Raw genomic sequence first — 13,063 nt, 5'->3', positions numbered from 1 at the left:
TCATGGGTGCATGTTGGTCAGCTTGACGCGGGTGGGCGGCGCTCGGCAGAGGTTCGACAAGGCGTTCGCGGTGTTGGGTGTCGAGCCGGCCACCATGGCGCGCGCGTTCGCCGCGGCCGAGTTCCGCATCGGCGGCAAACCCGCACCGGTGGTCCCGGTCGAGGGGACGCCCGGCCTGTTCGCGCTCCGGGTGCCGATGTCGTGGCTGGGCAGTCGCCCCGCGCGGGACGACCTGTTCGCCGACCTGGCCGACGCGACCCGGCGGCTCGCCGAGATCGCGCGCCGGACCGGTGGTTCCCTGGCGGCGGCGGGTATCGCGACCACCGGGCACGCGGGCGTCCTGGGTGGCGACGTGCACGTGGTGGAGGTCCTGTCACCGGTGGAGCAGGAAGTCCTGTGCAACCTGCTGCGCAGCCGGGTGCCCGCACTGATCGCGATGGCGGGTCGCGGCGTGACCGGTGTCGGGCGGCCGGTGGACCGGACGGGCTCCCGGTGGCTCGCCGGGTCGCGTTCCCACCTGGCCACGAGGTTCCTCGCCTCGACCACCGACGAGCACCTGGACCGGGTGAAGGCGGAACTGCGGCGGCGGGACGGTGTCGCACAGCTCGACCGGATGGACGTCTCACCGAATGCCGAACCCGACGGCACGCTCACCGTCGTGGTGCGCTGCCTCGACGCCGCGGCGACCCTGGCCGGGGCCCGTGCGCACGCGCTGGTGCTCGGAGCGTTGGCGACCCGGGCCCGGCGGATGGTGCGCGACGGCAGGCGCACCGGGCACGAACCGCAGCGGCTGCTGGAGGAGAACCGGGCGCGGGCCGTCGCGGACGGGTTGCGCGCGCGACTGGCGGTCGAAGAGCGCGGACCCGCCCGGCGGGGAACCGGCGACGACCGTGGCGCACCGGCGGAGAAGCGCCGGCGGCCGGCTCGGGACGTGGTGCGCGCGATGGTGACCGACGTGGCCGTCGAACTGCGCAACCTGGACGCTTCGGCCGAGGAGCTGGCCCCGGTCCTGCTCGCGCTCGACCTGCCCGACCTCGGGGTGAAGCGCGGGTCGGCGGAAGCGGACCTCCTGGCGCACTGGGCGGACGGCGGTGACGCGCACCTGCTCGCCCGGTGCGTTGACGCGTTGACCGACGCCGCCCCGGGCGGTCCGCTGCTGGCCGCGCTCGACCAGACGTTCCCCGGCCGGGTGGCGGTCGTGATGGGCACGTGGCGCAAGAGGATTGCCGAGGCCCGCGTCACCGGACCGGAACGGCAGCCCGCGCGCCCGAACCACGGGGGCCGCGGCGACCGCCGTGGCGGCGGCAAGCGGAGCGGCAGGCAGCGCGGTGACCGGAGGGAGGGCAGATGAGCGGCGAGGTCGAACTCGTCCTGGACCTGCGCGGTCTGCGGAACGCGCCGACGACGCCGGACGGGTTCGCGGAGCTGTGGGACGCGGTGGAGCCCGCGCTGGTGGGCCGCGACCTCGCGCAGCGCCAAGTGCACGAGCTGCACGGTCCCGACGGGTCGGTGCGGCTGGAGGTGGCACGGCTGCCGCACGGCACGGGCGTGGTGGACCACGACACCCGCTTCGCGATCGTCGCGGTGCGCGAGCAGCCATACCTGCGCTACCGGTGCAAGCACTGCGAAGCCTCCGGAGAGACCGGCTACGCCCCGTTCGTCTGCGCGTCCTGCCCCCGTGACGACGCCGGCGGCCGCGTGTGCGACCGGCACGTGGTGATCCTCGACGGCGCGCTGCTGGCGACCTGCCCGGACCACCACCCGCCGTGCCAGGAGTGCGGCGCGCCCGCGGTGTTCCGCTGCGCCGGGCGGTCGTGCCGCCGGGAACGCGCCTGGTGCGCCGCGCACCGCAGGCCGCACCCGCGGGACCCGGACGTGGACTACTGCCCGTCCTGCTACGACGACGTGTTCCCGCGTTGCGAGGCGCCGGGCTGCACCGACATCGGCACGGTCCGCTGCGAGCACGTGTCGCGGGACCTGCACCGCTGCGGCCAGCGGATGTGCACCCGGCACGCCCGGCGTTGGCAGGTGTTCGGCGGTGAACGCGTCGGCCTGGGCCGGTGCGGCCGACACGGCTCGATGCGCGGCGTCGCACCGGACGAACTGGTGTTCCAGATCGTCGTGGGCGCGTCGGCCCGCAAGCGCAAGGAACGGCTGCCGAGCCTGCAGGGGTTCGCCCACAACCTGCGCAACAGTGGCCACCGCGACCTGGCGCTGGACTACGAGCGCATCCACCGGCTGCTCGACGTGGTCGGCCGCGAGGTCAGCCGGGACCGCGCGGCGGCCGCGGCCATTTCGGAGACGCGACCGGTGTGGGCCCGGCAGCTCGCGGGCCTGGCCTCCACCTCCCAGGAGGGCAGGCGGTTGGTCGACCGGCTCAAGAGCCTGATCGTCGCGCACGACCGCCGGTTCGGTGTCGAGGTCGCGGCGGCGATCGAACTGGCGGAGTACAAGCCGCCGATCCAGCGGGACGGGGTCGTCACCCGGCGGGCCACCCTGTTCGTGAAGGTGCCCGACCACCTGCGGGGCAGGTTCATCGGCCCGCGCGGGCAGAACGTCCAGGCCTACGGTGCCGGTCTCGGCGTGGACGTGAAGATCGAAGGGGGCAGGCGCCCATGACCCGAGTCGCGGACTCGGCCTCGCACCGACTCGCCGTCGTGCCCGGCGGTGGCCCGATCTCCGGCCACCGCGTCGGCGTGCCCGTCGGTGATGGCAGCGGTCCCTGCCTGCTGAGCGTCCGCACCGGATCCGGGTGGCTGCGCGCGGCGGTGTTCGCCGCGGAGTCCGACGCGGTGCCGGCCGGGTTCGTCGCGGTGGACGAGGAGCTGGCGGGCGCGTGGGACGTCGACGCGTCGGACCGCCCGGAATGGCTGTTGGAGCGGGCGACACCGGTACCGGTCCGCCGACTGGTCCTCGAACTGCCGACCGAGCGCGACCCCGGCGAGGCCGCCCGCGACGTGGCCCGGGCCGGTTTGGTCGGCGCGCTGCTGTGGGTGCCCGCCGGCGGAGCGGACGTGTCGCTGCCGGTCGACGGTCTGCCCCACCGGGTTCGGGAGATCGACCTCGGTGGCCGGGCGGACGTGGTGGCCGGCGTGACCCGGGACACCGTCGTCGAGTTGCACGCCTCCGCGGTGCGCGCGGGCGTGGACATCGTCGTCCTGGCCGATTGCAGCAACTCCATGTCCGTCGACGACCTGCCGGTGGGTGTGGAGTCGCGCCGCTTCTTCGGCTCCACCGAACGGTGGATCACCAGGATGGAGGCGCTCAAGCGGTCCCTCCACGAACTGCTCGACATGCGGTTGCAGATCTCCGGGCGGGTGTCCCGGCTCGCGCTGCTGGAGTTCAACACCCACGTGCGTCACCGGTTCCCGCGCCAAGGCGGGATGGCCCAGCTCGACGGCAGCTCCCCCGAGTCGCTGGTGACCGAGTTCCGCCACGCGGTGGCCCTCCTGCGCCCCAACGGCGGCACCGACATCGGCAACGCCCTGCACGAGGCCGCGAACTTGCTCTACCAACACGGCCGTCCGGGCAACGAGAAGCTCATCGTGCTGGTCAGCGACGGCGCGAACTGGTCACCGGCGGGAGACCAGGGCACCGGCGAGGTGGTGCACACCGTCGAGGAGCCGGTGAGCCTGGTCGCCCACCTGCACCGCGACGTCGGCATCCGGCTGCACGCCATCGGCATCAGCACGGCCGAGCTGTTCCGGCGGCGCCGCGCGTACCAGCCCAACGAGTCGGTCGTGCCCAACCACGCCCTGCTGGAGGAGCTGGTGAAGGTCGGCGGTGGCGACCCGACGACGGTCGGTGGCCTGGACGTGCTGGCCGACTACTTCGCGGGCCTGGGCGGGGGCATCATCCACCGGGTCGGCGAACGGCTCAGCGAGCCGCCCCGGCCCGGCCGGCTGCCCGACCACACCAGGGCGGCGCTGGACCGCCTCCGCTCCGTCGGGACGGGCGACTGGGACGAGCGGCGCGCCGACCTGCGCGGTCGCATCTCCGAACTGGCGGGCCGGTGCGACACCGAAGCCCAGCGCGTGCTGGGCCGGCCGGTGTGGAAGGAGGAGAGCATCATGCGGCTGTCCTCCCGCGAGTTCGGTCGGCTCCTGGCGGCGGACCACGAACTGACGCGGTTCCTGGTCGGGCTGTGCGGCGGTTTGCGCCCCAGCCACGACTCCGGGCACTTCGCCCCGTTGCGGGCGGTCCTCGACGGGCTGTCCGCGGCGGTCGCCGGCCAGTCCGCGGACTACGCGCGGCTGGGCGCGGTGTCCGGCCTGCCGGTCGACTCGCCTGCCAGTGCCCAGGTCGCGGTCATGCAGCGCGTGCACGACGTGTTGGCGGACCTGCACCGGGCGCTGTCCGACGCCCGGCCCCTGGTGTCGCCGGCGGACGCGACAACCGACGTGCCATCAGGCGAGCCGCCAGGCGGGGCACCGGACGGGACCCCCACCACCGCCAAGCGGAGGTTCACCTACCTTGAGTGAGGAGCAGGGCCACACCCACCCCGCCCGCGCGCGACCGGGGTTCCACGTCGGCCCTCCCGACGACCCGGACCGGTACCGGCTGGATGAGGCCGTCGGCCGCGGCGGCGAGGGCGAGGTGTGGCTGGCGACCACCGCCCGCCGGGACGGCAGCACCCGGCACCGGTGGGCGGTGAAGGTGCTGCACGCCGAGCACCTGCAAGCGGGCCACGACGAGTCCCCGGCCCAAGCGCTGGCCCGGTGGCACGCCAGGGTGTCGGAGTCGCTGGACGAGACCAGCCAGTTGCAGCACGGCGTGGCCGGGGTGGTCGGCGCTTCGCACGTCTTCATCGGCGCGGAACCGCACCCACCCGGCGACGAGGGCGACGCCCGGACGCTCTACGTGGTCTCCCCGTGGATCGAGGGCCGCAACCTCGTGCACTGGCTGAAGGAGCAGCCGACCTTCGAGCAGGTGTGCGCGGTCGCCGCGCGGCTCGCCGAGATCGTCGACGGCCTCGCCTCGGGCCCGCTCGCGGTGGTCCACCGGGACATCTCGCCGGCCAACGTGGTGGTCCAGCCGTCGGGGTCGGTGTGCCTGATCGACTTCACCTTCGCCGTGCCCACGCGCAGCGGGCCCGTCACCGCGATCAGGAACCCCGGCTACACCGCCCCGGAAGCGCGCGCCGGCAGTGGGAGCCCCGAGGCGGACCGGTACTCGTTCGGGGCCGTGGTGCACTTCCTGCTCACCGGCAGGCCGCCGGACGAGTCGAACGCCGAGGCCGACAGCCGGGCGACGCTCGTCCGGGCCAACTTTCCGGCCGCCGTCGCCGACCACGTGGCCGCGCTGCTGGCGACCGACCCGGCGCGACGGCCGACCGCGCTCGTGCCCTGGGTGGCCGAACTCGCCGACAAGGGCGCGGTCCGGTCGCGCTCGCTGCACTACGGCGACCTCGACCTCGCCGTGGACGGGTCAAACACCACCGTGGTCACCGCGTCGGGCACGACGGTGCTGTCCCGCGCCCGGCTGGGTGCCGGCGCGATGTGGGCGCTCGTGCCCGACCGGGAAGCGCCGACGGCCCCGGTGTCGCTGCGGTCCGCGACCGACGGCACGGGGACGACGGTGGACTTCGTGGTCGACAAGGCGGAACGGCTGTGGGTCGGCCGTGCGGGCGAGTGGCGGGACGCGGGCGGGGCCGCGCCGGCCGGCGGCATCGCGATCGTGCGGCTGGCCAACGGCTCCACCGCGGCGTTCACCGTCGACCCCGTCGCCGACCGGCTGACCCGGACCGAGGTCCGCGTCGACGGTTCCCTGCGGCGCGTTGCGGCCGGACCCCACGCCCGCCGCGTCCTGGCTGCGGCGAACGACGCCGACGGCGAGCCGGTGGTCGTCGCCGTGGCACCCGACGGCGAACTGGTCGGGGTGGCCGCGGACGACGTGCGGCGGCTCGGCCCGACCGGGATCGCCGTGGCCGCCCTCTGCCTGAACACGTGGGGTGAGTTGCAGTGCTTCGCCGTGCCGGCGGACACGGGCGGGGTGATCACCCTCGACCAGTTGCACGGGTCGTGGACGCCCAGCGGTGACGTGGAGGTGCCTGGGCGGGTCATCGACCTCGCGTGCGTCGGCCACCGCGACGGCGTGACCGTCGCGGTCGCGTGCGACGAGGGGCTGTGGGTGGCGACCCACTCCGACGGCCTGCCGGCGCAGTGGCAGCGGCTCACCGACCAGCCGTGCCACCGGGTGGCGCTCGGCGTGGGCGCGGCGTGGCGGCTGCGGCTGGCCGCCATCGTCGACGGCCGCGTCGCCGTCGCGACCGAGGACTTCACCGGCAGGTGGTCGACAGCCCTCAGAACCCTCTGACCCGACCGACAAGACCCGACCACGACACGCTCGACGCGGAGGCCCTTCCCCATGTTCCACCAGTACGTCTACCTCTCCGACGCCAAAGTGCGCCAGTTCATCCCGGACGACCTCCCGTGGTGGCGACGCATGCGCGCCAAGAAGGTGGCGGGCGCCGCCAAGGTCTCCGGCGTGGAGATGTCGCTGGAACTGGAGCCGGAGGACGTCGGGCGGAAGGCCGACCTGCTGAACCGCCTGATCGAGGAGGTTTCCGTCATCGGCCGGTGGTACACCGAGCCCGACGTGCGCGCGGGCGAGTGGGTGTTCTTCGAGGGCCGGATCGGCTACCAGGTCACCGGCCCCGATCTGCAAGGCGGCGCGGTGCTGTTCTGCGAGGCCGGCGACCTGACCGGTACGACGCCTCGCATCGTCCTGCACGGCTCGGCCCGGCACCTGATCGTGACCGGGGGCCAGCCGCCGGTGCGGACGACGGCTCTCGTCCCGACCCCAGGCGGGTTCTCCGAGTTCGACGGCGCGAAGTCCGTCGTGGAAGCGGTCGGCAGGTCATCGATGTCAGCACCGGAACGAGCCTTCTGGCGCCTGTTCGACCGAGCCACCGCTGCCGGGGAGGCACTGCCCCACCACGTCGGCACGCTGTTCCGAGAGGTGGCCGGAACCAGCTCCTTTCTGGACGCGGCACCGTTCTTGGGCGGCTGCGCCCGCGTGACCACGGTCGTCCGACCGCCGAACCTGCCATTCCCGGTAGTCCTGGCCTCACCGTTGTACGTACGGCACGAACGCCCTTGAACGGCCCTTCACCGCGCCGGCAGCCCAGGAAGCCGGCCTGGACCACCAGGCCGGCGCGAGACACCACCGAGGATCACGCCGAGGTCGGTCAGGCCGGTGACCACCGCGAACAAGCGGTCGGCGGACGGCGCGGGCTCGCCGGGGTCCCTGGAGGTACCTGGCCGTGCCGGCGCGACCGCCACCGGGGTTGTCGTTGAGTCCCCAGCCGTAGAGTCCGCGAGGTGCGGAGGTGATCCGGCGAAGCACCGTATTCGCTGGTCATACGCGGTGTCTTTCGGGGCTCGCTGGGCTGGTCGCCGGTCAGGCATCGACGGCCGACAGCCACGTTAGGTGATCGGCTCAGCTCACCCCGCAGAACCGCCTTGCTGCCTGGCTGACCCAACTCCCGGTGCACCGCTTGCTGCGCCCTGTCCCCCGTGTTCCTACTGGCTGGCCCACCGAGGCTGCCGCCTCAGCCTGCTGTCGTTCGACTACGGGCAACGACACCGCGTCGAACTCGACCAGGCCGCAACGATCGCCGGTCTGCTCGACTGTCCACACGAGATCATCGACCTCACCTCGGTGGGTCGTCTGCTGGGTGGTTCCGCGCTGACCGACACCAGTGTGGCAGTGCCGGACGGCCACTACACCGACGAATCCAGGCGGGCCACGGTCGTGCCGAACCGCAACGCGATCATGCTCGACGTCGCCGTGGCGATCGCCCGCCGGGCCGACGCGGTGGCCTTCGGCGCCCACGCGGGCGACCACACCATCTACCCCGACTGCCGCCCCGCCTTCGTCGACCACCCTGGTCCTGCTACCGGGGCGAGGAGCTGCACTGCGGCACGTGCGGGACCCGCACGGAGCGCCGCGAAGCGTTCACCCACAACGGCATCCCCGACCCCACGCCCTACCGGACGCTGCGACGAGAAAGAACACATCACCACGACCAGCAAGAAACCCGCGACCCCAGGTGGGCCTGAGCGGGGCCGTCGTTCTCCCGGCCACGGTTCGCGCGTGTGGGGGGTGCGAACCGTGAGGCGGGGCCGGAGGATCGTTCCTGCCGCCCAAGCACCCGCACGGTAGCCCACCGCACCTGTGCCGCGCGAGAGGTTGCGCCAGGCTGCCGCAGTCGTGTTCGTTGATGCCCCTGCTGAGCGAGCTTAGCGATACTGACCGTTCTATCTGCTAAACTGGCGACATGGCGCAAAACGCCCGCGGTCAGGTGTCGGAAGCGCGGTCGCGGCTGCTCGCGACGGCCACCCGGATCTTCTACGCCGAGGGCCTGCACTCCGTGGGGATCGACCGGATCGTCGCGGAGGCGAAGGTCACCCGCGCCACGCTGTACCGGCACTTCCCGAGCAAGGACGACCTGGTCGTGGCCTATCTCCAGGGGGTCCACGACATGGAGCGCGACAGTGTCGACAAGGCGCTCTCCAGCGGCATGCCGGCGGACGACACGGTGCGGGCGGTCGCCCGGTCGATCGCCGACAGCATCCGGTCCGCCCAGTTCCGCGGCTGCGCCTTCCTCAACGCCGTGGCCGAGTACCCGGACCCCGGACACCCGGTCCACCGCACCGTCCTCGAACACCGCGAGTGGTTCCGCCGGACCATCACTGACCTGCTCGCGCAGGTCGGGGACAGCTCGCCGGAGCCGGCCGCGCGGCACTTCGTGATGCTGCGGGACGGCGCGATGACGGCGGGGTGCCTGGCGGACCCGGCCGAGGTCTGCGAGACGTTCCTGCAGGGCGTCGACGGAATCCTCCAGCACCGCGTCAAAGCGGCGAAGTAGCCGTCGCGCCCTCCGGGTAGAACGTTCGGTTTTGGCAGACGGAGTTCGGCGAGACACGGCGGCTCGACGACAACCTGGCCGTCCGGCCCGACGGTGCGGTTCGTGTGTCCACTGCGGAACCGCGATCGGGCCGCTCGAAGGCGGTACGTTCGTCGCTTCGCCGGCCCGCCGCGACGCGCCGCCGACGGAAGCGGGCCGCACACCTGGCACGACCCGTCCGAGTACGTCGATGCGGTAGTCGTGTTCCGCCAGCTGTTCTGCCCCGGCTGCCTGACCGCGGTCCACTTCCGTGTCGTGCTCATCGACCACCCCCTTCCGGCCGACGGGCACCGCAGCTGGGCCTGAGCCCGCCGCCCGACGGCCCGCCACACCGTTGGGCGATTTCACCACGTCACCCCCGGCAACGACCCCTTCAGCAGGCACGTAACAGTTTGGATAGAACGTTCTGTATTGACACCGGGTGGCGCGACGACCATGCTGAGACAAGATAGAACGTTCGGTCTCGCGGGGAGTTCCCCGGGCAGCCTTGAAGGGATCATGGTGACTACAGTCGACTCGCCCGCCGTCGGTGGGCTCGCTCCGGCACTGCGCCGGTTGTACTTCGTGCGGTTCGCGTTCGCCATCGTGTGGGCGATCCTGGTGTTCCTGACGACCAAGTCGGGTCTGGGGGCGGTCGGCGCCGTCCTGGTCGTCGTCTACCCGCTGTTCGATCTCGGGTCGGCCGTCGTGGACGCCCGGTCGGCGAAGGGGAACGGCTCGGTTCGCGGGCTCTACGTGAACATGGTGATCAGCCTGCTCGCCACCATCGGCGTGGGCGTCGCCGCCGCGTCCGGCATCCCGGCCGTGCTGCGGGTGTGGGGCGCCTGGGCAATCGTCGCCGGGCTGGTCCAGCTGATCGTGGGGGTCATCCGCCGCAAGATGGGCGGCCAGTGGCCGATGATCCTCAGCGGCGGCATCTCCGTGCTGGCCGGCGCCAACTTCATCATCGGCGCCTCCGGCGCGAACCCGTCGCTGACCCATGTGGCCGGGTACGCCGTCCTTGGCGGCATCTTCTTCCTCGTCTCGGCGATCCGGCTCGGCCGCGCCGCGCAGGGGAACTGACATGACCACCTACGACGTCGTCGTCATCGGCGCCGGCCCGGTCGGGGAAAACGTGGCCGACCGGGTGGTGCAGGACGGCCTGACCGCCGCGATCGTCGAGCGCGAACTGGTCGGCGGCGAGTGCTCCTACTGGGCATGCATGCCGACCAAGGCACTGCTGCGCAGCGGAGCGGCGCTCCGCGCAGCCAGGCAGGTGCCCGGCGCTCGTGAAGCGGTGACGGGCGAGTTCGACGTGGCAGCCGTGCTCCACCGTCGGGACTCCTTCGCCTCGAACTGGAACGACGAGGGCCAGGTGTCCTGGCTCGACTCGGTGGGTGTCCCGCTGTTCCGCGGGCACGGCCGGATCGCCGGCGACCGGGTGGTCGAGGTGACCGCCGCCGACGGCACCACCACGACGCTGACCGCGCGCCACGCGGTCGTCGTCGCCACCGGCAGCGGCGCGCTGGTCCCGGACATCGAGGGCCTCCGCGACGCGAAGCCCTGGACGAGCCGCGAAACCGTGGCAGCCAAGGAAGTTCCGGCCCGCCTGGTCGTCATCGGCGGCGGGGTGGTCGCCTCGGAGATGGCGACGGCGTTCTCCCAGCTGGGGTCGTCGGTGACGATGCTGGCCCGCGACGGCGTGCTGCACCTCAACGAGCCGTTCGTCGGCGAGCACGTGACGGCTTCCTTGCGGGACAAGGGAGTCTCGGTGCGCATCGGCGCCGAGGCCGCGTCCGTCAAGCGCAACGACGACGGCACCGTGTCCGTCACGCTCACCGACGGCGAGCAGATCGAAGCCGACGAGCTGCTCGTCGCGATCGGCCGGACGCCCAACACCCAGGACCTCGGTCTGGAGAACATCGGCCTGACGCCGGGTGCCTGGCTCACGGTCGACGACACCATGCGGGTCGACGGCGTCGACGGTTGGCTCTACGCCGCCGGCGACGTCAACCGGCGTGTGCTGCTGACGCACCAGGGCAAGTACCAGGCCCGCGCGGTGGGCGACGTGATCGTGGCCCGCGCGAAGGGGGAGCCCGTCGACGACGCCCCCTGGGGCCGGCATGCGGCCACCGCCGACGAGCGCGCGGTGCCGCAGGTCGTCTTCACCGACCCGGAAGTCGCGGCCGTGGGACTGACCGCGGCCAAGGCCGAGGAAGCCGGGCTGCGCATCCGGGTCGTGGACTACGACCTGGCCGCCACCGCCGGGTCGTCCCTGCACGCCGAGGGCTACCAGGGACACGCCCGGATGGTCGTCGACGAGGACCGCACGGTGATCGTCGGCTTCACCCTGGTCGGACCCGACGTCGCGGAGATGCTGCACGCGGCCACGATCGCCGTGGCCGGCGAGGTTCCCCTGGACCGGCTCTGGCACGCGGTGCCGGCTTTCCCCACCGTCAGCGAGGTATGGCTGCGGCTGCTCGAAGCCTACGGCCGCTGACCCGTCCACCTGGTGGTCCCGCTCCGCCGCCATCCGGTCGGGCGGGACCCCGGCACGTCTTCAAATCCCGGAAAGGGGATTCGCATGCGTTTCCGCATCTCCCGCCTCGCCGTCGCCGGTGTCGCGGCCCTCGCCCTGCTCACCACCACCGCGTCGGCCACGGCTTCGGCCACCGGTGGCTCATCGGGCGGCCCGAAGCCGACCATCGTGCTCGTCCACGGCGCGTGGGCGGACTCCTCGAACTGGCACCCCGTCATCGAACGGCTGCGCCGCGACGGCTACCCCGTGCGCGCCATCGCCAACCCGCTCCACGGCCTGACCAGCGACACCGCCTACGTCACGAGCTACCTGGCCGCCATCGACGGTCCCAAGGTGCTGGTCGGTCACTCCTACGGCGGCGCGGTCATCACCAACGCCGCCACGGTCGTGCCCGACGTCAAGGCCCTCGTCTACATCGCCGGGTTCATCCCGGTGAGGGGGGAGACCATCGGCGACCTCGCCGCGAAGTCGGCGGCGCCGCTGCCGTTGATCACCACCCCGGTGCCCGATGGCGCGGAGGTCACCATCGACCCGGCGCGGTTCCGCACGGCCTTCGCCGGCGACCTCGACCGCATCCTCGCGGCTGACCTCGCCACCACCCAGCGGCCCGCCAACACCCGCGCCGTCACCGACGCCAGCGTCACCGAAGGCTTCCGGACGATCCCGTCATGGGCCCTGCTCACCCGCCAGGACCGCGCCATCAGCCCGGATCTGCAGCGCTTCATGGACACTCGCGCGGGTGCCCGGATCACCGAGGTGGACGCCTCCCACGCGGTCATGCTCAGCCGCCCGGACGCCGTCACCAAGCTCGTCGAGCAAGCCGCACGGTGACCCGATGACCGCCTGAGCCGACCCACACCGTCACCAACAAGAACAGCAAGGACTCGGTGGCGTGGACAACGCCAACACCAGCGAGACCGCGACGACGAACTCCGTGACGAACGCGAGGACGTTCACGACGCAGGGCAGCGCCACCGGCTCGGCCGAGCTGAGCGCCCAGCTGATGTTGGGCATCACGGCATCCGTCGGCGGCACCCTGACCACGACCTGGGCCGCGACCTCCCCGGTCTCCGGTGACATCGAACCGAACTCGCGGGTGCGGACATCGCCACCCAACGACGGAGCCGCAGGCAGTACACCTACGAGATCCCGGTCACCTCCGGTACACCCGCGGGGCGGCGGCGCCGGGGTTCACCCGGATCAGGTTCCACTGTTGGTGATGTGCACCGACGGAGGCGCGTTGCACGACCATCACCCCGTCCGTCATCTGTGCCCCGACGACCTCCATGACCTTGCCGCGCTTCACGTTCTGGATCTCGTACACGTCATCCCCGTCGTCCTGATCCACCACCACCAACCGCCACCGTTGATGAGTCCCGCTGGGAGGAGGGGGAGACTGGGAAACCCTGCTGGGGAGGTTCTGGGTGGTCGTGGCTCCAGCTTGGGCAGTACTCATCATGGTCTCTTCGCGACTGTCCGAAATGCACTTCAGGCCGTAGGGATCTGTTCCGTTGCGATACGCACACGAGGTCGACAAACCGCGAAACGCGGCCTCCGCCACCACGGCGCCGAACCTGGCGGGCCGGTTCCCACACCTGCCCTTCGCGGAAGCCGCTCCCGACAGTGCGGGACTC

At 72.4% G+C, this 13,063-nt stretch carries 12 protein-coding genes; 10 read left to right on the top strand and 2 right to left on the bottom strand.

Translation table 11 applies throughout. The features are described from left to right. Positions 1-10 precede the first annotated feature (10 nt). From LX83_RS21855 to LX83_RS21810, 10 genes are all read left to right on the top strand, one after another. Positions 11-1,351 carry a hypothetical protein gene (locus LX83_RS21855; protein ID WP_253774346.1) on the top strand — a complete coding sequence of 447 codons (1,341 nt, stop codon included), beginning with the start codon at positions 11-13 and terminating at the stop codon, positions 1,349-1,351. After that, positions 1,348-2,619, top strand: a complete 1,272-nt coding sequence (locus LX83_RS21850) for a KH domain-containing protein (RefSeq protein ID WP_253774344.1) — start codon at positions 1,348-1,350, stop codon at positions 2,617-2,619. The genes LX83_RS21855 and LX83_RS21850 overlap by 4 nt, the downstream gene beginning before the upstream one ends. Further along, positions 2,616-4,481, top strand: coding sequence for a vWA domain-containing protein (locus LX83_RS21845; protein WP_253774343.1), 1,866 nt, complete (start codon positions 2,616-2,618; stop codon positions 4,479-4,481). Before LX83_RS21850 ends, LX83_RS21845 begins: the two co-directional genes overlap by 4 nt. Continuing rightward, positions 4,474-6,315 carry a protein kinase domain-containing protein gene (locus tag LX83_RS21840; protein WP_253774342.1) on the top strand — a complete coding sequence of 614 codons (1,842 nt, stop codon included), beginning with the start codon at positions 4,474-4,476 and terminating at the stop codon, positions 6,313-6,315. Before LX83_RS21845 ends, LX83_RS21840 begins: the two co-directional genes overlap by 8 nt. 51 nt (positions 6,316-6,366) lie before the next feature. Next, positions 6,367-7,101, top strand: coding sequence for an SAVMC3_10250 family protein (locus LX83_RS21835; protein WP_253774341.1), 735 nt, complete (start codon positions 6,367-6,369; stop codon positions 7,099-7,101). Positions 7,102-7,431: 330 nt separating this feature from the next. Next, on the top strand, positions 7,432-8,166 hold the full coding sequence (locus LX83_RS21830; RefSeq protein WP_308204022.1) for a 7-cyano-7-deazaguanine synthase: 735 nt from the start codon (positions 7,432-7,434) through the stop codon (positions 8,164-8,166). Between the two features lie 139 nt (positions 8,167-8,305). Next, the gene (locus LX83_RS21825) at positions 8,306-8,872 is read left to right on the top strand and encodes a TetR/AcrR family transcriptional regulator (protein ID WP_407649643.1); all 567 of its coding nucleotides are present in this window, start codon (positions 8,306-8,308) and stop codon (positions 8,870-8,872) included. Between the two features lie 537 nt (positions 8,873-9,409). Further along, complete coding sequence (locus tag LX83_RS21820; protein ID WP_253774339.1) at positions 9,410-9,973, top strand: hypothetical protein; 564 nt, start codon at positions 9,410-9,412, stop codon at positions 9,971-9,973. 1 nt (position 9,974) lies between these two features. Next, entirely contained in the window at positions 9,975-11,390 is a 1,416-nt protein-coding gene (locus tag LX83_RS21815; RefSeq protein WP_253774338.1) for a dihydrolipoyl dehydrogenase family protein, read from the top strand. A gap of 84 nt (positions 11,391-11,474) precedes the next feature. Continuing rightward, a complete protein-coding gene (locus LX83_RS21810; RefSeq protein WP_253774337.1) occupies positions 11,475-12,260 on the top strand; it encodes an alpha/beta fold hydrolase in 786 nt (261 codons plus the stop codon). Positions 12,261-12,290: 30 nt separating this feature from the next. Here the strand turns inward: LX83_RS21810 and LX83_RS21805 are convergent, their stop codons facing one another. Both LX83_RS21805 and LX83_RS21800 read right to left on the bottom strand, forming a co-directional pair. Then, positions 12,291-12,509, bottom strand: coding sequence for a hypothetical protein (locus LX83_RS21805; RefSeq protein WP_253774336.1), 219 nt, complete (start codon positions 12,507-12,509; stop codon positions 12,291-12,293). A 73-nt stretch (positions 12,510-12,582) separates the two neighbouring features. Continuing rightward, complete coding sequence (locus LX83_RS21800) at positions 12,583-12,885, bottom strand: RICIN domain-containing protein (RefSeq protein WP_301328696.1); 303 nt, start codon at positions 12,883-12,885, stop codon at positions 12,583-12,585. Positions 12,886-13,063: the final 178 nt, after the last annotated feature.

This window comes from Goodfellowiella coeruleoviolacea, from assembly GCF_024171785.1.
GTDB classification, from domain to species: Bacteria; Actinomycetota; Actinomycetes; order Mycobacteriales; family Pseudonocardiaceae; genus Goodfellowiella; species Goodfellowiella coeruleoviolacea.
This window is presented reverse-complemented; position numbering and strand designations above follow the sequence as displayed.